The organism is Streptomyces caeni (assembly GCF_042678285.1).
Lineage (GTDB): Bacteria > Actinomycetota > Actinomycetes > Streptomycetales > Streptomycetaceae > Streptomyces > Streptomyces caeni.
In genome coordinates, this window is record NZ_JBHUDX010000059.1 from 60,642 (window position 1) to 82,036 (window position 21,395).

Consider the following 21,395-nt stretch of genomic DNA (forward strand, 5'->3'; position numbering starts at 1 on the left):
CGAGCGATGTTCCGCCGTACGTTCTGGTTCACCACGGGCGTCGCCGCCGGGGTGTGGGCCACCACCAAGGTCAACCGCAAGCTGAAGCAGCTGACCCCCGAGAGCCTCGCCGCGCAGGCGGCGGACAAAGCGCTCGCCGCGGGCCACCGGCTCAAGGACCGCGCCGTGGACTTCGCGTTCGACGTCCGCGCGGGCATGCTCCAGCGGGAGACCGAACTGGGCGAGGCGCTGGGCCTGGACGCGCCCGTCGACCAGCTCCCCGCCCCCCGGCGGCACCCCGCCATCGAGAACCGCAACAGCCCGAAGTACGTCGAGAACTCGACGCACTCGTACAACCGGAATGAGGACCACTGATGGAGTCGGCCGAGATCCGCCGCCGCTGGCTGAGCTTCTTCGAGGAGCGCGGTCACACCGTCGTCCCTTCGGCGTCGCTCATCGCGGACGACCCGACTCTGCTCCTCGTCCCGGCCGGGATGGTGCCCTTCAAGCCCTACTTCCTGGGTGAGGTCAGGCCGCCGTTCCCGCGCGCCACCAGCGTCCAGAAGTGCGTGCGCACGCCCGACATCGAAGAGGTCGGCAAGACCACGAGGCACGGCACCTTCTTCCAGATGTGCGGCAACTTCTCCTTCGGGGACTACTTCAAGGAAGGCGCCATCAAGCTCGCCTGGGAGCTGCTCACCGCCCCCCAGGACAAGGGCGGTTACGGCCTGGAGCCCGAGCGCCTGTGGATCACCGTCTACAAGGACGACGACGAGGCCGAGCAGATCTGGCGCGACGTCATCGGTGTGCCGACCGAGCGCATCCAGCGGCTGGGCATGAAGGACAACTTCTGGTCCATGGGCGTGCCCGGCCCCTGCGGCCCCTGTTCCGAGATCAACTACGACCGCGGCCCCGAGTTCGGCGTCGAGGGCGGCCCCGCCGTCAACGACGAGCGGTACGTGGAGATCTGGAACCTCGTCTTCATGCAGTACGAGCGCGGCGAGGGCACCGGCAAGGAGGACTTCGAGATCCTCGGCGACCTGCCGAACAAGAACATCGACACCGGTCTCGGCCTGGAGCGGCTCGCCATGATTCTGCAGGGCGTGCAGAACATGTACGAGATCGACACCTCCATGGCCGTGATCAAGAAGGCCACCGAGCTGACCGGCGTGTCCTACGGCGACGCCCACGACTCGGACGTCTCCCTGCGCGTGGTCACCGACCATATGCGCACCGCCACGATGCTCATCGGCGACGGTGTGACCCCCGGCAACGAGGGCCGCGGCTACGTCCTGCGCCGCATCATGCGCCGCGCCATCCGTAACATGCGCCTCCTCGGCGCCACCGGCCCGGTCGTCGAGGAACTGATCGACACCGTGATCGCGATGATGGGCCTGCAGTACCCCGAACTCGTCACCGACCGCGAGCGCATCGAGAAGGTCGCCCTGGCCGAGGAGGCCGCCTTCCTCAAGACGCTGAAGGCCGGCACCAACATCCTCGACTCCGCCGTGAGCGAGACCAAGGCCGCCGGCGGCGCGGTGCTGCCCGGCGACAAGGCGTTCCTGCTCCACGACACCTGGGGCTTCCCGATCGACCTCACCCTGGAGATGGCCGCCGAGCAGGGCCTGTCCGTGGACGAGGAGGGCTTCCGCCGCCTGATGAAGGAGCAGCGGGAGCGCGCCAAGGCCGACGCCCAGGCCAAGAAGACCGGCCACGCCGACCTCGGCGCCTACCGCGAGATCGCCGACAGCGCCGGTGAGACCGACTTCATCGGCTACACCGACACCGAGGGTGAGTCCACGGTCGTCGGCATCCTCGTGGACGGCGTTTCCTCCCCGGCCGCCACCGAGGGCGACGAGGTGGAGGTCGTCCTGGACCGCACCCCGTTCTACGCCGAGGGCGGCGGCCAGATCGGCGACACCGGCCGCATCAGGGTGGACTCCGGTGCCGTCATCGAGGTCCGCGACACCCAGAAGCCGGTCCCGGGCGTCTACGTCCACAAGGGCGTCGTCCAGGTCGGCGAGGTCACCGTCGGCGCCAAGGCCCACGCCTCGATCGACATCCGCCGCCGCAAGGCCATCGCCCGCGCCCACTCGGCCACCCACCTCACCCACCAGGCGCTGCGCGACGCCCTCGGCCCCACGGCCGCCCAGGCCGGCTCCGAGAACCAGCCCGGCCGCTTCCGCTTCGACTTCGGCTCCCCGTCCGCGGTCCCGCACTCGGTGATGACCGACGTCGAGCAGAAGATCAACGAGGTGCTGGCCCGCGACCTGGACGTGCGTGCCGACATCATGGGGATCGACGAGGCCAAGAAGCAGGGCGCCATCGCCGAGTTCGGCGAGAAGTACGGCGCGCGGGTCCGGGTCGTCACCATCGGCGACTTCTCCAAGGAGCTGTGCGGCGGCACGCATGTGCACAACACCGCCCAGCTGGGTCTGGTGAAGCTGCTCGGCGAGTCCTCGATCGGCTCCGGTGTACGGCGCATCGAGGCCCTGGTCGGCGTCGACGCCTACACCTTCCTCGCCCGTGAGCACACGGTCGTCAACCAGCTCACCGAGCTGCTCAAGGGGCGCCCGGAGGAGCTGCCGGAGAAGGTCGCGGGCATGCTCGGCAAGCTGAAGGACGCCGAGAAGGAGATCGAGAAGTTCCGCGCCGAGAAGGTGCTGCAGGCCGCCGCCGGGCTGGCCGAGTCCGCCAAGGACGTCCGTGGCGTCGCCCTGGTCACCGGCCGGGTGCCGGACGGCACCACCGCCGACGACCTGCGCAAGCTGGTCCTGGACGTGCGCGGCCGCATCCAGGGCGGCCGGGCCGCCGTGGTCGCCCTTTTCGCCGTCACGAGCGGCAAGCCGCTGACGGTCATCGCCACCAACGAGGCCGCCCGCGAGCGCGGTCTGAAGGCCGGCGACCTCGTCCGTGCGGCTGCGAAGACCCTCGGCGGCGGCGGTGGCGGCAAGCCGGACGTCGCCCAGGGCGGCGGCCAGAACCCGGCCGCCGTCGCCGACGCGGTGGACGCCGTCGAGCGCCTGGTCGCCGAGAGCGCCCGGTAGGAACGAGCAGGAAACGGTCACGAGCATGAGAAGAGGACGCCGGCTCGCCATCGATGTCGGCGACGCCCGCATCGGGGTCGCCTCCTGCGACCCCGACGGGATCCTCGCCACACCGGTGGAGACGGTGCCGGGGCGGGACGTTCCGGCGGCTCACCGCCGGTTGAAGCAGCTCGTCGAGGAGTACGAGCCGATTGAGATCGTCGTCGGCCTCCCCCGCTCCCTCTCGGGGGGCGAGGGCCCCGCGGCGGCCAAGGTCCGCGGCTTCGCCCGGGAACTGGCGCGTTGGGCGGCGCCCGTTCCGGTCAGGCTCGTGGACGAGCGGATGACCACGGTGACGGCCGGTCAGGGACTGCGCGCCTCGGGCGTGAAGGCCAGGAAGGGCCGGTCCGTCATCGACCAGGCCGCCGCCGTCGTCATCCTGCAGCAGGCCCTGGAATCCGAACGGGTGTCAGGGAAATCTCCCGGCGAGGGCGTCGAAGTGGTCATCTGATCGCGATACGGTAACGTTCCGCGCGATGCGATGGTGTTGGAACAGCCACCGCACAGCAAAGAGGCGGACCGGAAGCCGGGCCAGACACGCTGCGTGACCGCCGCCTCGCGGCTCTAGGGGATCGATGACTGAGTATGGCCGGGGCCCAGGCTCCGCACCGTGGGATCCGGAGGACCCGTTGTACGGGGACGTCGGATGGGGAGGGCAGCAGGCCGGTGTGGCCCCGTCCCCCTACGGGGGCCAGCCGCAGCAGCAGTATCCCCAGCAGCCGCAGCAGCACTACGGCGACTGGGAGGGCGCCCACCAGGGCGTGTACGGCCAGGGGCAGCAGGACTACCGGCAGTACGCGGGCCAGGGCGGGCCGCAGTACCCGCAGGGCCAGGGCGGGCCGCAGTACCCGCAGCAGGGCGGACCGCACTACGGCGGTCAGCCGCAGCAGGAGTACGGCAACGGCGGCTGGGACGGCGGCGGGCAGCATGTCCCCTACCCCGCCGACCCGGTGGACCCGTACGGCGCCCAGCCGGGCACCTACGCCGGCGGACAGCCCGACCTCTACCAGACGCCCGACGCGTATCCGCCGCCCGAGCCACCGCACCGGCGGCGCGCCGAGCCGGAGCCCGAGACCGACTGGGACCCCGGCCCCGACGAGGGCGAACACGCCTTCTTCGCGGGCGGCGACGACGATGACGACGCCGACGACGGACCGGACGGCCGCCGGGGCCGCGGTGAGCGGCGGGGGCGCGGCGGCAAGGGCAAGAAGGGCCGCAGCGGCGTCGCCTGCCTGGTGGTTGTCCTGGTCTTCGTCGGAGGTGTCGGCGGAGTCGGATATCTCGGTTACCAGTTCTACCAAAATCGTTTCGGCCCGGCGCCCGACTACGCGGGCGACGGCAACGGCGAGCAGGTGACCGTCACCATTCCGAAGGGCTCCGGCGGCTACGCCATCGGCCAGGTGCTGAAACAGGCCGGTGTCGTCAAGAGCGTCGACGCGTTCGTCGCGGCGCAGGAGCAGAACCCCAACGGCAAGAGCATCCAGGCGGGCACGTACACGCTGAACAAGCACATGTCGGCGGCCGCCGCGGTGCAGTTGATGCTCAGCCCGAAGAGCAAGAACAACCTGATCATCGCCGAGGGCTGGCGCAACTCCAGGATCTACACGGCGATCGACGAGCGTCTGAAGCTCAAGTCGGGCACCACCCGGGACATCGCCCGGAAGGAGTGGAAGACCTTCGGCCTTCCCGACTGGGCCAACAGCGCCAAGAGCATCAAGGATCCGCTGGAGGGATTCCTGTATCCGTCCAGCTATCCGGTCGCCAAGGGCATGAAGCCCGAGGACGTCCTCAAGCAGATGGTCGACATGGCCAAGGAGAAGTACGCCGAGTTCGGCATCCAGGACAAGGCGGAGAGCCTCAACCTGCAGAGCCCGCTGCAGGTCCTGACGGTCGCGAGCCTCGTCCAGGCCGAGGGCAAGTACAAGCACGACTTCGAGAAGGTCGCCACGGTCGTCTACAACCGGCTCAAGCCCGACAACACCGAGACCTACGGCCTGCTCGACTTCGACTCGACGGTGAACTACCTGCGCGGCCAGTCCAAGCTGGCGACGGGTTCCGTCGACGCGCTGCGGCAGATCAACGACCCGTACAACACGTACAAGATCAAGGGACTGCCCCCCGGGCCGATCGACAACCCCGGAGAGGTGGCCATCGAGGCCGCCCTCAACCCGGCCGAGGGAAACTGGTACTACTTCGTCTCGGTCAACGAGAACGAGACGCTCTTCGCCGAAACCAACGAAGAGCAGAACCGCAACCGCGAGAAGTACCTCGAAGAGCAGAAGAAGGGCCAATGACGGGCACCGTCAGCAAGCGCCGAGCCGCCGTCCTCGGCTCCCCGATCGCCCACTCCCTCTCTCCGGTGCTGCACCGCGCCGCCTATGACGAGCTGGGGCTGACGGACTGGTCCTACGACCGGTTCGAGGTCGACGAGGAGGCGCTGCCCGGGTTCGTCGAGAAGCTCGGGCCCGAGTGGGCCGGGCTGTCCCTGACCATGCCGCTCAAGCGGGCCGTCATCCCGCTGCTCGACTCGATCAGCGACACGGCGGTCTCGGTGCAGGCCGTGAACACCGTCGTGTTCACCGACGACGGGCGGTGCGTCGGCGACAACACCGACATCCCCGGGATGGTCGCCGCACTGCGCGAGCGCGGCATCGAGGAGGTCGCCTCCGCCGCGGTCCTCGGCGCGGGCGCCACCGCGTCCTCCGCGCTGGCCGCCCTGGCCCGGATCTGCACCGGCGAGGTCGTCGCCTACGTCCGCAGTGAGGCGCGGGCCGCCGAGATGCGGCAGTGGGGCGAGCGGCTCGGCGTCGGCGTCCGCACCGCGGACTGGGCGGACGCCGATCGGGCGCTGCGTGCCCCGCTGGTCGTGGCCACCACACCGGCCGGGACGACGGACGCGCTGGCCGCCGCCGTCCCGGAGCATCCGGCGACCCTGTTCGACGTGCTGTACGATCCCTGGCCCACCGCGCTCGCCGCCCGGTGGAGCGCGTCCGGCGGTGCCGTCGTCAGCGGCATGGACCTGCTCGTGCACCAGGCCGTGCTGCAGGTCGAGCAGATGACGGGCCGCTCCCCGGCCCCCTTGGACGCCATGCGCAGGGCCGGCGAGAAGGCCCTGTCGGAGCGTTGACGTCCGGCCTCCGCGTCCGTTTGATGGACCGCGACCGGCCCCGGCCCCCGGACGTGGGAGGATCGGAGGCGGCGGGCCAGGGCCGCGCACCCGGTCGCGCCACCGCAGTTCCAGGCGCGAGCATGAGGAGCACCGTTGAGCAGGTTGCGTTGGCTGACCGCGGGGGAGTCCCATGGACCCGCACTCGTCGCCACGCTGGAGGGCCTTCCCGCCGGCGTGCCGATCACCACGGAGATGGTGGCGGACCACCTGGCCCGGCGGCGGCTCGGCTACGGACGCGGTGCCCGGATGAAGTTCGAGCGGGACGAGGTCACCTTCCTCGGCGGCGTCCGGCACGGGCTCACCCTCGGCTCCCCGGTCGCGATCATGGTGGGCAACACCGAGTGGCCCAAGTGGGAGAAGGTCATGGCGGCCGACCCGGTCGACCCGGCGGAACTGGCCGAGCTGGCCCGCAACGCGCCGCTGACCCGCCCCCGCCCCGGCCACGCCGACCTGGCGGGCATGCAGAAGTACGGCTTCGACGAGGCCCGGCCGGTCCTGGAGCGGGCGTCGGCCCGCGAGACCGCGGCCCGTGTGGCGCTCGGCGCGGTGGCGCGGTCGTATCTGAAGGAGACGGCCGGCATCGAGATCGTCTCGCATGTGGTGGAGCTGGCGGCGGCGAAGGCGCCGTACGGGGTGTACCCGGCCCCGGCGGACGTCGAGCGTCTGGACGCCGACCCGGTGCGCTGCCTGGACGCGGACGCGTCGAAGGCGATGGTCGCGGAGATCGACCAGGCGCACAAGGACGGCGACACGCTCGGCGGTGTCGTCGAGGTCCTGGCTTACGGCGTGCCCGTGGGCCTGGGCTCGCACGTGCACTGGGACCGCCGGCTGGACGCGCGGCTCGCCGCGGCGCTGATGGGCATCCAGGCGATCAAGGGTGTGGAGGTCGGCGACGGCTTCGAGCTGGCGCGCGTGCCGGGCTCCAAGGCGCACGACGAGATCCTCACGACACCCGAGGGCCTCAGGCGCGCGACGGGCCGCTCCGGAGGAACCGAGGGCGGTCTGTCCACCGGTGAGCTGCTGCGGGTGCGGGCGGCGATGAAGCCGATCGCGACCGTGCCCCGCGCGCTGAAGACCGTGGACGTCGCGACGGGCGAGCCCACCCAGGCCCACCACCAGCGCTCCGACGTGTGCGCGGTGCCGGCGGCAGGGATCGTCGCGGAGGCGATGGTGGCCCTCGTCCTGGCGGACGCGGTGGCGGAGAAGTTCGGCGGTGACAGCGTGGCCGAGACCCGTCGCAACGTCCGCTCCTACCTCGACCACCTGGAGATCCGGTGAGCGCGCCGGCGGTGGTCCTCATCGGCCCGATGGGGGTGGGCAAGTCCACCGTGGGGCGGCTGCTCGCGGAGCGGCTGGGCGTGGGCTACCGGGACACCGACGACGACATCGTGGCCGGGCAGGGCCGCCCGATCGCCGACATCTTCGTGGAGGAGGGCGAGCCGGTCTTCCGCGCCCTGGAGAAGGCGGCGGTACGCACGGCGCTCGCCGAGCACGAGGGGGTCCTCGCCCTGGGCGGCGGCGCCGTGCTGGAGGACGAGACGCGGGCGTCGCTCGCCGGGCAGTGCGTGGTGTACCTGTCGATGGACGTCGAGGAGGCAGTCAAGCGCACCGGCCTGAACGCCGCCCGGCCGCTGCTGGCGGTCAACCCGCGCAAGCAGTGGCGGGAGCTGATGGAGGCGCGCCGCCGTCTTTACGAGGAGGTCGCCACGGCGGTGGTGGCCACCGACGGCCGCAGCCCCGAAGAGGTCGCCCAAGCGGTTCTGGAAGCAGTGGAGTTGAAAGAAGCATGAGTGAGGCAGTGACTCGGATCCAGGTCGGCGGCTCCGCCGACACCGACCCCTACGAGGTCCTGGTCGGCCGTCAACTCCTTGGCGAACTCGCCGGGTTGATCGGCGACAGGGCCAAGCGGGTCGCGGTGATCCACCCGCGGGCGCTGGAGGGGACCGGCGAGGCGCTGCGCGCCGACCTCGCGGAGCAGGGCTTCGAGGCCGTGGCCATCCAGGTGCCCGACGCGGAGGAGGCCAAGACCGCCGAGGTCGCCGCCTACTGCTGGAAGGCGCTGGGCCAGTCCGGCTTCACCCGCACGGATGTCATCGTGGGGGTGGGCGGCGGTGCGACCACCGACCTGGCCGGGTTCGTGGCCGCGACCTGGCTGCGCGGTGTGCGCTGGATCGCGATCCCCACCACCGTGCTGGCCATGGTGGACGCGGCGGTCGGCGGCAAGACGGGCATCAACACGGCCGAGGGCAAGAACCTGGTGGGCGCCTTCCATCCCCCTGCCGGGGTGCTGTGCGACCTGGCCGCGCTGGAGTCCCTCCCGGTCAACGACTACGTCTCCGGGCTGGCCGAGGTCATCAAGGCCGGTTTCATCGCGGACCCGGTGATCCTGGAGCTGATCGAGGCCGACCCGCAGGCCGCCCGCAGTCCGGCGGGCCCGCACACCGCGGAGCTGATCGAACGCTCCATCAGGGTCAAGGCCGAGGTGGTCTCCTCCGACCTGAAGGAGTCGGGCCGCAGGGAGATCCTCAACTACGGGCACACGCTCGGCCACGCCATCGAGAAGAACGAGCGCTATACCTGGCGGCACGGCGCGGCCGTCGCGGTCGGTATGCACTTCGCCGCCGAGCTCGGCCGTCTGGCGGGCCGGCTGGACGACGAGACCGCCGACCGCCACCGCACCGTCCTGGAGTCGGTGGGGCTGCCGCTGCACTACCGGTACGACCAGTGGCCGAAGCTGCTGGAGGCCATGAAGGTCGACAAGAAGTCCCGCGGTGATCTGCTCCGCTTCGTCGTCCTGGACGGCCTGGCCAAGCCGACCCTGCTGGAAGGTCCCGACCCGGCGGTCCTGCTCGCCGCCTACGGCGAAGTGGGGGAGTAGTCCCCTCCCGGGGCCATGGGGCGGGTGACTCGTTCCGCTGGGCGCCGGTTGCCCCGATTTACCCGGGGCGATGGGCACTTCGGGGCGCTGCAGGGCGTTCACACAACGGCGGCCGGGGACGGTACCGTTCGGTGGGGAGCGGGGTGCCACGCCCCGCTGCCAGCGTCGATCGCCTGCACGAGACGGAGTGGCACCGGATGCAGCACGCAGTGGGAGCTCCGCTGCCGCCGCCCCACCAGCCGGGGCACGGTCCGGCGACCGCCTGGTCACCGGCCGCACACCACCCGGGACAGCCGGGCGCCCGTCCGGGCCCCGCACCACAGACCCCGCCCGCGGCGGCGCCGGGCTTCGCGGCACCGCACGCGCACGTACCGCCGCAGCACGCGCCCGGGCCACCCGCCCCGCCCGCGCCGGACACCACGGGCCATGTGCGGCTCCCGCCCGGCTGCCCGGTCGGCATGCCGAGCGCACCGCCCGCAGCGAGCGCCCCGGATCCCTCGTCCACCACGCTCGCCGTGCTGCTCATCGGCCCCGCGGGCGCGGGCAAGACCAGCGTCGCGAAGTGCTGGGCCGACCACCGCCGCGTCCCGACGGCCCACATCAGCCTCGACGACGTCCGCGAATGGGTGCGCTCGGGCTTCGCCGACCCGCAGTCGGGGTGGAACGACCACTCGGAGGCGCAGTACCGTCTCGCCCGCCGCACCTGCGGCTTCGCGGCCCGCAACTTCCTGGCCAACGGCATCTCGTGCATCCTCGACGACGCCGTCTTCCCGGACCGCCCGGTCGTCGGCCTCGGCGGCTGGAAACGGCATGTGGGACCCGGTCTGCTGCCGGTGGTCCTCCTCCCGGGTCTGGAGATCGTCCTGGAGCGCAACGCGGAGCGCAGCGGCAACCGCCGCCTCAGCGACGAGGAGGTCGCCCGGATCCACGGCCGCATGGCCGGCTGGTACGGCTCCGGGCTGCCGATCATCGACAATTCCCAGCTCGATGTGGAGGGGACGGCCCGGGTGCTGGACGAGGTGCTGGCGCGGTCGATCGCGAGCCCGCCCGCCTGGTGAGGCCCTGGGCCCCGGGTGCCCCGCCGCCCGTCCGGCCGCTCTGGAGCGGCGGCATCCGGCCGGCGCTCTTAGGCTCGGGTCATGTCAGAGGTGTACGCGGCCCGCCGGGAGCGGCTGAGGGAACGCTGCAGCGCGGGCGGCAGCGCGACGGCGCTGGTCTCCCGCCCCGCCAACGTGCGTTATCTCGCGGGCACGGCGCCCCGGGGCGCCGTGCTGCTGCTGGGCGCGGGCGAGGACGTCCTGCTGTGCGCCGGACCGCCGGACGACCAGCACGCCGACGGCCGGCCCGACGAGGCGGTGCGGGTGCATCCGCTGCCGCTGCCCGGTGGGGACCCCGCCGTCGCCGCGGCCGGCCTGGCCGTCGCGCAGGGCGCCGAGTCCCTGGCGGTCGAGGAGCACCACCTCACCGTCGCCCGGCACCGGGCCCTGGGGTCCGTCGCGCCGCGGCTGCGGCTCGCCGACCTCGGCGGCGCCGTCGAGCAGATGCGGCTCGTCAAGGACGAGGAGGAGATCTCCCTCCTGCGGATCGGTGCGGAGATCGCCGACCAGGCCCTGAGCGAGTTGCTCGAATCGATCCTCGTCGGCCGCACCGAGCGCCATCTCGCCCTGGAGCTGGAGCGCCGGCTCGTGGACCACGGAGCCGACGGCCCCGCCTTCACCACCTCCGTCGCCACCGGCCCGAACTCCGGCCGCCGCGGGCACCGCCCCACGGACCGGCGGGTGGAGGAGGGAGACTTCCTCTCCGTCTGCCTCGGGGCCGCCCACCGCGGCTACCGCTGCGAGATCGGCCGGACGTTCGTCATCGGCACCTCGCCGGCCGACTGGCAGGTCGAGTTGTACGACCTCGTCTTCGCGGCCCAGCGGGCCGGACGCGAGGCCCTGGCACCCGGCGCCGGATATCGTGACGTGGACCGCGCCGCACGTCAGGTGCTGGATTCGGCGGGGTACGGCGAGGGTCTCCCGCCGATGACCGGGCACGGTGTGGGACTCGAAATCGACGAGGACCCGCAGTTGGCCCCCACGGCCATGGGTAAACTGGACGCTTGCGTGCCGGTCACCGTCGAACCGGGGGTCCACCTCCCCGGCCGGGGCGGGGTCCGGATCGATGACACGCTCGTCGTGCGCCCCGAGGCGGACGGCGGACCCGAGCTACTCACCATCACGACCAAGGAGCTCCTCGCGCTGTAGCGCGTGCCCCGGGGTCGTACGTCAGTCCAGGAGATTCCGCAACCGTGGCTTCCACGAACGACCTCAAGAACGGCATGGTGCTCAAGCTCGAAGGCGGCCAGCTGTGGTCCGTCGTCGAGTTCCAGCACGTCAAGCCCGGCAAGGGCCCGGCATTCGTGCGCACCAAGCTCAAGAACGTGCTCTCCGGCAAGGTCGTCGACAAGACGTTCAACGCCGGTGTCAAGGTCGAGACGGCCACTGTCGACAAACGCGACATGCAGTTCTCGTACATGGACGGCGACTACTTCGTCTTCATGGACATGGAGACGTACGACCAGCTCCACGTCGACCGCAAGGCCGTCGGTGACGCCGCCAACTTCCTGGTCGAGGGCTTCGAGGCCACCGTCGCGCAGCACGAGGGCGAGGTGCTCTTCGTCGAGCTCCCCGCGGCCGTCGAGCTGACCATCGCCGAGACCGAGCCGGGCCTGCAGGGCGACCGCTCCACCGGCGGCACCAAGCCCGCCACGCTGGAGACCGGCCACCAGATCCAGGTCCCGCTCTTCATCACCACCGGCGAGAAGATCAAGGTGGACACCCGCACGAGCGACTACCTCGGCCGGGTGAACAGCTAACCGTGGCTGCCCGTAATACGGCCCGTAAGCGTGCCTTCCAGATCCTCTTCGAGGGTGACCAGCGCGGGGCCGACGTCCGCACGGTACTCGCCGACTGGATCCGGCACTCGCGGACCGACACCCGGCAGCCGCCGGTGAGCGAGTACACGATGCAGCTGGTCGAGGGGTACGCGACGTACGCGAAGCGCATCGACGAGCTGATCGCGCAGTACGCGGTCGGCTGGACGCTCGACCGGATGCCGGTCGTCGACCGCAGCATCCTGCGCCTCGGCGCCTACGAGCTGATCTGGGTCGACGAGACCCCGGACGCGGTGGTGCTCGACGAGATGGTGCAGCTCGCCAAGGAGTTCTCCACGGATGAGTCGCCCTCGTTCGTCAACGGCCTGCTCGGCCGGCTGAAGGAGCTGAAGCCGTCGTTGCGTCGCGACGAGAGCTGAGACGCACGAGCACCGGAGGGCCCGCAGCACATCGGGTGCGGGCCCTTTGGCGTCTGCCGCTCGTGCACGCCGACGGCGGCCGCGGCTCGTACAACGCCGCCGGGGTGGCCGCAACCACATGGTTTCGGCCACCCCGGCGGCACGTTTCTGCTGAGGAAGGAGCGGTCAGCTCTCCTCATGGGCGACGGCGCGGCGCGCGTCCGCGTCGAGGACGCCCCAGCTGATCAGCTGCTCGGTGAGGACCGAGGGCGACTGGTCGTAGATGACCGCGAGCGTGCGCAGGTCGTCCTGGCGGATGGACAGCACCTTGCCGTTGTAGTCGCCGCGCTGGGACTGGATCGTCGCCGCGTACCGCTGGAGCGGGCCCGCCTTCTCAGCCGGCACGTTGGCCAGCCGCTCCAGGTCGAGGACGAGCTTCGGCGGCGGCTCGGCGGCTCCGCCCGGAGTGGTGCCGGGCAGAAGCTCCTGCACCGGAACCCCGTAGAAGTCCGCCAGCTCGGCGAGGCGCTGTACGGTGACGGCGCGGTCGCCGCGCTCGTACGAACCGACCACGACCGCCTTCCAGCGTCCCTGGGACTTCTCCTCCACACCGTGGAGGGAAAGGCCCTGCTGGGTGCGGATGGCCCGGAGCTTGGCCCCGAGCTGTTTGGCGTATTCGCTGGACATATGGCTCCCCGGACACGGTGTCGACGTGCGGCCTGGCCGCGCGGCTGGTGACTCACTGTGAGGTTACGCAGCGTGACTCTGCCTCGTCAAGCCGAATGGTCCGGACCGACCCTTCCGTGGCAGACGGACCGCGATGCCGCCGGACGGGTGACGCCCGGCCCGAGGCGGCGGTCAACCGCCCGGGGCGGGCTGGTACCGTGGATGGCGCAATCCCGACGTCCTTTAAGGTCCGTCCCGTGAGGCGGAGAAGGAGGTCCGTTTCGTATGGACACGCAGCATTCCGATGCGCGGCCCGTCCTCGAAGGCCCTGACATCGCGCGGGTGCTGACCCGCATCGCCCACGAGATCGTCGAGCGCGCCAAGGGCGCCGACGACGTGGTGCTCCTCGGCATCCCGACCCGAGGCGTCTTCCTGGCCCGGCGGCTCGCCGCCAAGCTCGAACAGGTCACCGGCCGTGGTATCCCGGTCGGCTCCCTCGACATCACCATGTACCGCGACGACCTGCGCATGCACCCACCGCGCGCGCTGGCCCGCACCGACATCCCCGGTGACGGCATCGACGGCCGCCTCGTCGTCCTCGTCGACGACGTGCTCTTCTCCGGTCGTACCATCCGCGCCGCCCTCGACGCCCTGAACGACATCGGGCGTCCCCGCGCGGTCCAGCTCGCGGTCCTGGTGGACCGCGGCCACCGCGAGCTCCCGATCCGCGCCGACTACGTCGGCAAGAACCTGCCCACGTCGCTGCGGGAGACGGTCAAGGTCCAGCTCGCCGAGGAGGACGGTCGCGACACCGTGCTGCTCGGCGCGAAGCAGACCCTCCCAGGCGCACAGCAGTAGCACCCCGGGCGCACGCCACTGCCATGCGCCCCACGAGTGCATCCAGACGCGCGCCTGTCTGCCCGGCTGTGCCCCCCGGCCCCCGGACCCCTGCTTCCCGAATGAACTGCCTTACGGAGCCTGAAAGATGCAGCGTCATCTCATCTCGGCCGCCGACCTCACCCGCGACGACGCCGTCCTGATCCTCGACACCGCCGAGGAGATGGCCCGGGTCGCCGACCGGCCGATCAAGAAGCTGCCGACCCTGCGCGGCCGCACCGTCGTCAACCTCTTCTTCGAGGACTCCACCCGCACCCGGATCTCCTTCGAGGCCGCCGAGAAGCGGCTGTCCGCGGACGTCATCAACTTCTCCGCCAAGGGGTCCAGCGTGTCCAAGGGCGAGTCCCTGAAGGACACCGCCCAGACCCTGGAGGCCATGGGCGTCGACGCCGTCGTCATCCGGCACGGCGCCTCCGGAGCCCCGTACCGCCTGGCGAACTCCGGCTGGATCGACGCCGCCGTGATCAACGCGGGCGACGGCACCCACCAGCACCCCACGCAGGCCCTGCTCGACGCCTTCACCATGCGCCGCCGCCTGGTCGGCCGTGACGCGGGGCTCGGCCGCGACCTGGCGGGCAGGCGCATCACGATCGTCGGGGACGTCCTGCACAGCAGGGTCGCCCGCTCCAACGTCGACCTGCTGCACACCCTCGGTGCCGACGTGACCCTGGTCGCCCCGCCCACCCTGCTGCCGGTCGGCGCCGGGTCCTGGCCGTGCGAGATCTCCTACGACCTCGACAGCACGCTGCCCAAGTCCGACGCGGTGATGATGCTGCGCGTCCAGCGCGAGCGCATGAACGCCGCCTTCTTCCCGACCGAGCGCGAGTACTCACGCCGCTACGGCCTCGACGCCGACCGCATGGCCCGGATGCCCGAGCACGCCATCGTGATGCATCCCGGTCCCATGGTCCGCGGCATGGAGATCACCGCCGAGGTCGCCGACTCCGGGCGCTGCACCGCCGTCGAGCAGGTCGCCAACGGCGTCTCCATCCGCATGGCGGTCCTGTACCTGCTGCTGGGCGGCAACGAGCCTGCCGTGGCCCACCCGTCGCCCGCCACCGCCCTTGCACCGACGCGCTTCGCGTCCGCCTCCGAACTGCGTACCGAGGAGAAGTAGCCAGATGAGCAAGACCCTGATCCGTGGTGCGAAGGTGCTCGGCGGCGAGCCGCAGGACGTGCTGATCGACGGAGAGAAGATCGCCCGGGTGGGGACCGGCCTCGATGCCGAGGGCGCCGAGGTGGTCGAGGCCGGCGGCAAGGTGCTGCTGCCGGGCCTGGTCGACCTGCACACCCATCTGCGCGAGCCCGGCCGCGAGGACTCCGAGACGGTGCTGACCGGCACCCGGGCGGCCGCGAGCGGCGGATACACGGCCGTGTTCGCCATGGCCAACACGTTCCCGGTCGCCGACACCGCCGGCGTCGTCGAGCAGGTCTGGCGGCTCGGGCGCGAGCACGGCTACTGCGACGTGCGGCCCGTCGGCGCGGTCACCGTCGGCCTGGAGGGCAGGCAGCTCGCCGAGCTGGGCGCCATGCACGAGTCGGCGGCGGGCGTCACGGTCTTCTCCGACGACGGCAAGTGCGTGCACGACGCGGTGATCATGCGCCGCGCGCTGGAGTACGTGAAGGCGTTCGGCGGTGTCGTCGCCCAGCACGCGCAGGAGCCGCGGCTGACCGAGGGCGCCCAGATGAACGAGGGCGTCGTCTCCGCGGAGCTTGGCCTGGGCGGCTGGCCGGCCGTCGCGGAGGAGTCGATCATCGCCCGCGACGTCCTGCTCGCCGGCCACGTCGGCTCGCGCGTGCACATCTGCCACCTGTCGACCGCCGGGTCCGTCGAGATCGTGCGCTGGGCCAAGTCCCGGGGCATCGACGTCACCGCCGAGGTGACCCCGCACCACCTCCTTCTCACCGACGAGCTGGTGCGCACCTACAACCCGGTCTACAAGGTCAACCCGCCGCTGCGCACCGAACGCGACGTGACGGCGCTGCGCGAGGCCCTCGCCGACGGCACGATCGACATCGTCGCCACCGACCACGCCCCGCACCCGCACGAAGACAAGGACTGCGAGTGGGCGGCGGCCGCCATGGGCATGGTCGGCCTGGAGACCGCGCTGTCCGTGGTGCAGGAGACCATGGTCGACACCGGGCTGCTCGACTGGGCCGGCGTCGCCGACCGCATGTCCTTCGCGCCCGCGGGGATCGGGCGCGCCACGGGCCACGGCCGACCCGTCTCGGCAGGCGAGCCGGCCAACCTCACCCTCGTCGACACCGCATACCGTGGGCCCGTGGACCCCGCGGGCTTCGCCTCGCGCAGCCGCAACACCCCCTACGAGGGCCGTGAGCTGCCGGGCCGTGTCACGCACACCTGGCTGCGGGGCAAGGCCACGCTCGTCGACGGGAAGCTCGCGTGACATCTCTCTACCTGCTGGCCGCCGAGAGGGAATCGGCGGAAGTGACCGACTGGGCCGCCCGCCTCGGCTGGCTCGTGGGACTCGCCCTGTTCGTCGCCCTCGTCTACTGGCTGATGCGCGAGGGCTGGAAGTGGCGCGGCATCCTGCAGAGCGACCTGCCGGAGCTGCCCGGCGCGCCGGACGACCCCGGCCCGGCCAGACTGGAGATGACCGGCCGCTACCACGGCTCCACCACCGCAGGGCAGTGGCTGGACCGCATCGTGGCGCACGGCCTGGGTACTCGCAGCCGGGTCGAGCTCATACTGACGGACGCGGGCCTGGAGGTGGTGCGCCCCGGCGCGGGCGACTTCTTCGTCCCGGCCGGGCGGCTGCGCGGGGCCCGGCTCGACAAGGGCATCGCGGGCAAGGTCCTCACCGAGGGCGGTCTGCTGGTGGTGACCTGGGCGCACGGCGACAGGCTGATCGACTCCGGGTTCCGCTCCGACCACGCGGCCGAGCACAACGACTGGGTCGACACCCTGAACCAGATGATCAACAAGACGGAAGGCGCACGATGACGACCTCCACCAGGGGAGCCTCCGGGGTTCCCGCCGTACTTGTCCTGGAGGACGGCCGGATCTTCCGCGGCCGCGCCTACGGGGCCGTGGGGGTGACCTTCGGTGAGGCCGTCTTCTCCACCGGTATGACCGGCTACCAGGAGACCCTCACCGACCCGTCGTACCACCGCCAGGTCGTCGTGATGACCGCCCCCCACGTCGGCAACACCGGCGTCAACGACGAGGACCCCGAGTCCAAGCGGATCTGGGTCGCGGGGTATGTCGTACGCGACCCCGCGCGCGTGCCCTCCAACTGGCGCGCCAAGCGCTCGCTGGACGAGGAACTGCGCCACCAGGGCGTCGTGGGCATCTCCGGCATCGACACCCGGGCCCTCACCCGCCACCTGCGCGAGCGGGGCGCCATGCGCGTCGGCATCTTCTCCGGCAACGCGCTGCCCGACGAGGGCGTCATGCTCGCCGAGGTGCGCCAGGCGCCCGAGATGGAGGGCGCGGACCTCTCCGCCGAGGTCGCCACCAAGGAGGCGTACGTCGTCCCCGCGATCGGCGGGAAGAAGTTCACCGTGGCCGCCGTCGACCTCGGCATCAAGGGCATGACCCCGCACCGCATGGCCGAGCGCGGCATCGAGGTGCATGTGCTGCCCGCCACGGCGACCGCCGACGACGTGTACGCCGTGCAGCCGGACGGGGTGTTCTTCTCCAACGGTCCGGGCGACCCGGCCACCGCCGACCACGCCGTCTCCGTCATGCGGGCCGTCCTGGAGCGCGGGACGCCCCTGTTCGGCATCTGCTTCGGCAACCAGATCCTGGGCCGTGCGCTCGGCTTCGGCACCTACAAGCTGAAGTACGGCCACCGGGGCATCAACCAGCCGGTGCAGGACCGCACGACCGGCAAGGTCGAGGTCACCGCGCACAACCACGGCTTCGCCGTCGACGCCCCGCTCGACAAGGTCTCCGACACCCCCTACGGCCGCGCCGAGGTCTCCCACGTGTGCCTCAACGACAACGTGGTGGAGGGTCTCCGGCTGCTCGACCGGCCGGCCTTCAGCGTCCAGTACCACCCCGAAGCGGCAGCGGGTCCCCACGACGCCGCCTACCTGTTCGACCGCTTCGTATCCCTGATGGAGGGCCAGCGTGCCTAAGCGCACCGATATCCAGTCCGTCCTGGTCATCGGCTCCGGCCCGATCGTCATCGGCCAGGCCGCCGAGTTCGACTACTCCGGCACCCAGGCCTGCCGGGTCCTGAAGGCCGAGGGCCTCAGGGTCGTCCTGGTCAACTCCAACCCGGCGACGATCATGACCGACCCGGAGATCGCCGACGCGACCTACGTCGAACCGATCACGCCCGAGTTCGTCGAGAAGATCATCGCCAAGGAGCGGCCGGACGCGCTGCTGCCCACCCTGGGCGGCCAGACGGCCCTCAACACGGCCATCAGGCTGCACGAGAACGGTGTCCTCGACAAGTACGGGGTGGAGCTGATCGGCGCCAACGTCGAGGCGATCCACAAGGGCGAGGACCGCGACCGGTTCAAGGAGGTCGTGGAGGCGGTCCGGGAGAAGACCGGGCACGGCGAGTCGGCCCGGTCCGTGATCTGCCACTCCATGGACGAGGTCCTGGCCGGCGTCGAGCGGCTCGGCGGCTACCCCGTCGTCGTCCGCCCCTCCTTCACCATGGGCGGCGCCGGCTCCGGCTTCGCGCACGACGAGGAGGAACTGCGCCGTATCGCCGGCACCGGACTCGCGCTCTCCCCGACCACCGAGGTGCTCCTGGAGGAGTCCATCCTCGGCTGGAAGGAGTACGAGCTGGAGCTGATGCGGGACAAGCACGACAACGTCGTGGTCGTGTGCTCCATCGAGAACTTCGACCCCATGGGCGTGCACACCGGCGACTCGATCACCGTCGCCCCCGCGATGACGCTGACCGACCGCGAGTACCAGATCCTGCGCGACATCGGCATCGCCGTGATCCGCGAGGTCGGCGTCGACACCGGCGGCTGCAACATCCAGTTCGCGGTCGACCCCGAGGACGGCCGGGTCATCGTCATCGAGATGAACCCGCGCGTCTCGCGCTCCTCGGCCCTGGCCTCCAAGGCGACCGGCTTCCCGATCGCCAAGATCGCGGCCAAGCTCGCCGTCGGCTACACGCTCGACGAGATCCCCAACGACATCACCCGGGAGACCCCGGCCTCCTTCGAGCCGACGCTCGACTACGTCGTCGTCAAGGCCCCGCGATTCGCCTTCGAGAAGTTCCCCAGCGCCGACAACACGCTGACCACGACCATGAAGTCGGTCGGTGAGGCGATGGCGATCGGCCGCAACTTCACCGAGGCGTTCCAGAAGGCGCTGCGCTCGCTGGAGAAGAAGGGAAGCCAGTTCACGTTCGTGGGCGAGCCCGGCGACAAGGCCGGGCTGCTGCGCGAGGCCGCGCGCCCGACGGACGGCCGGATCAACACGGTGATGCGGGCCATCCGCGCCGGTGCCACGCCGGAGGAGGTCTTCGAGTCCACGAGGATCGACCCCTGGTTCGTCGACCAGCTCTTCCTGATCAAGGAGATCGCGGACGAGCTGGCCGGGGCGGAGCGGCTCGACGCCGAGCTGCTCGCCGAGGCCAAGCGGCACGGCTTCTCCGACCAGCAGATCGCCGAGATCCGCGGGCTGCGCGAGGACGTGGTGCGCGAGGTGCGGCACGCGCTGGGAGTGCGCCCGGTGTACAAGACGGTCGACACATGTGCCGCCGAGTTCGCGGCCAGGACGCCGTACTTCTACTCCTCCTATGACGAGGAGAGCGAGGTCGCGCCGCGCGAGAAGCCCGCCGTGATCATCCTGGGCTCCGGCCCGAACCGCATCGGCCAGGGCATCGAGTTCGACTACTCCTGCGTCCACGCCTCCTTCGCACTGAGCGACGCCGGCTACGAGACCGTGATGGTCAACTGCAACCCGGAGACCGTCTCCACCGACTACGACACCTCCGACCGCCTCTACTTCGAGCCGCTGACGCTGGAGGACGTGCTGGAGATCGTCCACGCGGAGCAGCAGGCCGGCCCGGTCGCGGGCGTCGTGGTCCAGCTCGGCGGCCAGACCCCGCTCGGCCTGGCACAGGCGCTGAAGGACAACGGCGTACCGATCGTGGGCACCTCGCCCGAGGCGATCCACGCCGCCGAGGACCGCGGCGCCTTCGGACGCGTGCTCGCCGAGGCCGGGCTGCCGGCGCCCAAGCACGGGACCGCGACCACCTTCGAGGAGGCCAAGGCCATCGCGGACGAGATCGGCTACCCGGTCCTCGTCCGGCCGTCCTACGTCCTGGGCGGGCGCGGCATGGAGATCGTGTACGACGAGACCCGGCTGTCGTCGTACATCGCGGAGTCCACCGAGATCAGCCCCTCCCGGCCGGTCCTGGTCGACCGCTTCCTCGACGACGCGATCGAGATCGACGTCGACGCCCTGTACGACGGCGAGGAGCTGTACCTCGGCGGCGTCATGGAGCACATCGAGGAGGCCGGCATCCACTCCGGCGACTCGGCGTGCGCGCTGCCCCCGATCACCCTGGGCGGCTTCGACATCAAGCGGCTGCGGGCCTCGACGGAGGCCATCGCCCGTGGTGTCGGCGTCCGCGGACTGATCAACATCCAGTTCGCGATGGCCGGGGACATCCTGTACGTCCTGGAGGCCAACCCGCGCGCGTCCCGTACGGTCCCCTTCACCTCGAAGGCGACCGCGGTGCCGCTGGCGAAGGCCGCCGCCCGGATCTCGCTGGGCGCGACCGTCGCGGAACTGCGCGAGGAGGGCCTGCTGCCGAGGAACGGCGACGGCGGCACGCTCCCGCTCGACGCGCCGATCTCAGTCAAGGAGGCCGTGATGCCGTGGTCGCGGTTCCGCGACATCCACGGCCGGGGCGTCGACACGGTTCTCGGCCCGGAGATGCGCTCCACCGGCGAGGTCATGGGCATCGACTCCGTCTTCGGCACCGCGTACGCCAAGTCGCAGGCCGGGGCCTACGGGCCGCTGCCGACCAAGGGCCGCGCCTTCATCTCGGTCGCCAACCGCGACAAGCGCTCGATGATCTTCCCGGCGCGCGAGCTGGTCGCCCACGGCTTCGAGCTGCTCGCCACCTCCGGTACGGCCGAGGTGCTCAAGCGCAACGGCATCAACGCGACCATCGTGCGCAAGCAGTCCGAGGGCACGGGGCCGCAGGGCGAGAAGACCGTCGTCCAGCTGATCCACGACGGCGAGGTCGACCTCATCGTCAACACCCCCTACGGCACCGGAGGCCGCCTCGACGGCTACGAGATCCGCACGGCGGCGGTGGCACGCTCCGTGCCGTGCCTGACGACGGTCCAGGCGCTCGCCGCGGCGGTCCAGGGCATCGACGCCCTCAACCACGGCGATGTGGGAGTCCGCTCGCTCCAGGAACACGCGAAACACCTGACCGCGGCCCGCGACTAGCAGCCCTGAGGGGGACATCGGAAACGGTGTCCCCCTCTTCGT

Annotated in this window: 19 protein-coding genes; 18 read left to right on the forward strand and 1 reads right to left on the reverse strand. The window is 71.2% G+C overall.

The genetic code is table 11. The features are described from left to right. Positions 1 to 6 precede the first annotated feature (6 nt). The 12 genes from ACFSL4_RS21730 (at position 7) to nusB (ending at position 12,406) form a co-directional block, all read left to right on the forward strand. Entirely contained in the window at positions 7 to 354 is a 348-nt protein-coding gene (locus ACFSL4_RS21730; protein ID WP_381085386.1) for a hypothetical protein, read from the forward strand. Continuing rightward, positions 354 to 3,026: an alanine--tRNA ligase gene (gene alaS, locus ACFSL4_RS21735; RefSeq protein ID WP_381085389.1), complete on the forward strand. Its 2,673-nt coding sequence runs from the start codon at positions 354 to 356 to the stop codon at positions 3,024 to 3,026. The genes ACFSL4_RS21730 and alaS overlap by 1 nt, the downstream gene beginning before the upstream one ends. Before the next feature lie 25 nt (positions 3,027 to 3,051). Beyond that, positions 3,052 to 3,516, forward strand: a complete 465-nt coding sequence (ruvX, locus tag ACFSL4_RS21740) for a Holliday junction resolvase RuvX (protein ID WP_381085392.1) — start codon at positions 3,052 to 3,054, stop codon at positions 3,514 to 3,516. A 124-nt stretch (positions 3,517 to 3,640) separates the two neighbouring features. Beyond that, positions 3,641 to 5,359, forward strand: a complete 1,719-nt coding sequence (gene mltG, locus ACFSL4_RS21745; RefSeq protein WP_381085395.1) for an endolytic transglycosylase MltG — start codon at positions 3,641 to 3,643, stop codon at positions 5,357 to 5,359. After that, entirely contained in the window at positions 5,356 to 6,192 is an 837-nt protein-coding gene (locus tag ACFSL4_RS21750; RefSeq protein WP_381085398.1) for a shikimate dehydrogenase, read from the forward strand. The genes mltG and ACFSL4_RS21750 overlap by 4 nt, the downstream gene beginning before the upstream one ends. A 135-nt stretch (positions 6,193 to 6,327) precedes the next feature. Continuing rightward, positions 6,328 to 7,512: a chorismate synthase gene (gene aroC, locus ACFSL4_RS21755; RefSeq protein WP_381085401.1), complete on the forward strand. Its 1,185-nt coding sequence runs from the start codon at positions 6,328 to 6,330 to the stop codon at positions 7,510 to 7,512. Then, on the forward strand, positions 7,509 to 8,024 hold the full coding sequence (locus tag ACFSL4_RS21760; RefSeq protein ID WP_381085404.1) for a shikimate kinase: 516 nt from the start codon (positions 7,509 to 7,511) through the stop codon (positions 8,022 to 8,024). The genes aroC and ACFSL4_RS21760 overlap by 4 nt, the downstream gene beginning before the upstream one ends. Beyond that, on the forward strand, positions 8,021 to 9,112 hold the full coding sequence (aroB, locus tag ACFSL4_RS21765; protein ID WP_381085407.1) for a 3-dehydroquinate synthase: 1,092 nt from the start codon (positions 8,021 to 8,023) through the stop codon (positions 9,110 to 9,112). The genes ACFSL4_RS21760 and aroB overlap by 4 nt, the downstream gene beginning before the upstream one ends. 197 nt (positions 9,113 to 9,309) lie before the next feature. After that, a complete protein-coding gene (locus ACFSL4_RS21770) occupies positions 9,310 to 10,170 on the forward strand; it encodes a Pro-rich N-terminal domain-containing protein (protein WP_381085410.1) in 861 nt (286 codons plus the stop codon). Positions 10,171 to 10,251: 81 nt separating this feature from the next. Beyond that, positions 10,252 to 11,358, forward strand: coding sequence for an aminopeptidase P family protein (locus ACFSL4_RS21775; protein WP_381085413.1), 1,107 nt, complete (start codon positions 10,252 to 10,254; stop codon positions 11,356 to 11,358). Between the two features lie 44 nt (positions 11,359 to 11,402). Next, positions 11,403 to 11,969: an elongation factor P gene (gene efp, locus ACFSL4_RS21780; protein ID WP_381085416.1), complete on the forward strand. Its 567-nt coding sequence runs from the start codon at positions 11,403 to 11,405 to the stop codon at positions 11,967 to 11,969. A 2-nt stretch (positions 11,970 to 11,971) separates the two neighbouring features. After that, complete coding sequence (gene nusB, locus ACFSL4_RS21785) at positions 11,972 to 12,406, forward strand: transcription antitermination factor NusB (protein WP_381085419.1); 435 nt, start codon at positions 11,972 to 11,974, stop codon at positions 12,404 to 12,406. A gap of 165 nt (positions 12,407 to 12,571) precedes the next feature. Here the strand turns inward: nusB and bldD are convergent, their stop codons facing one another. Further along, a complete protein-coding gene (gene bldD, locus ACFSL4_RS21790; RefSeq protein ID WP_360976114.1) occupies positions 12,572 to 13,072 on the reverse strand; it encodes a transcriptional regulator BldD in 501 nt (166 codons plus the stop codon). Positions 13,073 to 13,336: 264 nt separating this feature from the next. On the opposite strand from bldD, the gene pyrR reads away from it, so the two are divergent. From pyrR to carB, 6 genes are all read left to right on the forward strand, one after another. Next, positions 13,337 to 13,909, forward strand: coding sequence for a bifunctional pyr operon transcriptional regulator/uracil phosphoribosyltransferase PyrR (gene pyrR / locus ACFSL4_RS21795; protein ID WP_381085423.1), 573 nt, complete (start codon positions 13,337 to 13,339; stop codon positions 13,907 to 13,909). A 127-nt stretch (positions 13,910 to 14,036) separates the two neighbouring features. Continuing rightward, complete coding sequence (locus ACFSL4_RS21800) at positions 14,037 to 15,065, forward strand: aspartate carbamoyltransferase catalytic subunit (RefSeq protein ID WP_381085425.1); 1,029 nt, start codon at positions 14,037 to 14,039, stop codon at positions 15,063 to 15,065. A 4-nt stretch (positions 15,066 to 15,069) separates the two neighbouring features. After that, positions 15,070 to 16,356 (forward strand): dihydroorotase, encoded by a 1,287-nt coding sequence (locus ACFSL4_RS21805; RefSeq protein ID WP_381085427.1) that lies wholly within the window; start codon positions 15,070 to 15,072, stop codon positions 16,354 to 16,356. After that, positions 16,353 to 16,913, forward strand: a complete 561-nt coding sequence (locus tag ACFSL4_RS21810; RefSeq protein ID WP_381085429.1) for a PH-like domain-containing protein — start codon at positions 16,353 to 16,355, stop codon at positions 16,911 to 16,913. Before ACFSL4_RS21805 ends, ACFSL4_RS21810 begins: the two co-directional genes overlap by 4 nt. Continuing rightward, complete coding sequence (carA, locus tag ACFSL4_RS21815) at positions 16,910 to 18,052, forward strand: glutamine-hydrolyzing carbamoyl-phosphate synthase small subunit (RefSeq protein WP_381085432.1); 1,143 nt, start codon at positions 16,910 to 16,912, stop codon at positions 18,050 to 18,052. Before ACFSL4_RS21810 ends, carA begins: the two co-directional genes overlap by 4 nt. Further along, positions 18,045 to 21,353, forward strand: coding sequence for a carbamoyl-phosphate synthase large subunit (carB, locus tag ACFSL4_RS21820; RefSeq protein ID WP_381085435.1), 3,309 nt, complete (start codon positions 18,045 to 18,047; stop codon positions 21,351 to 21,353). Before carA ends, carB begins: the two co-directional genes overlap by 8 nt. The last annotated feature ends 42 nt before the right edge of the window (positions 21,354 to 21,395 follow it).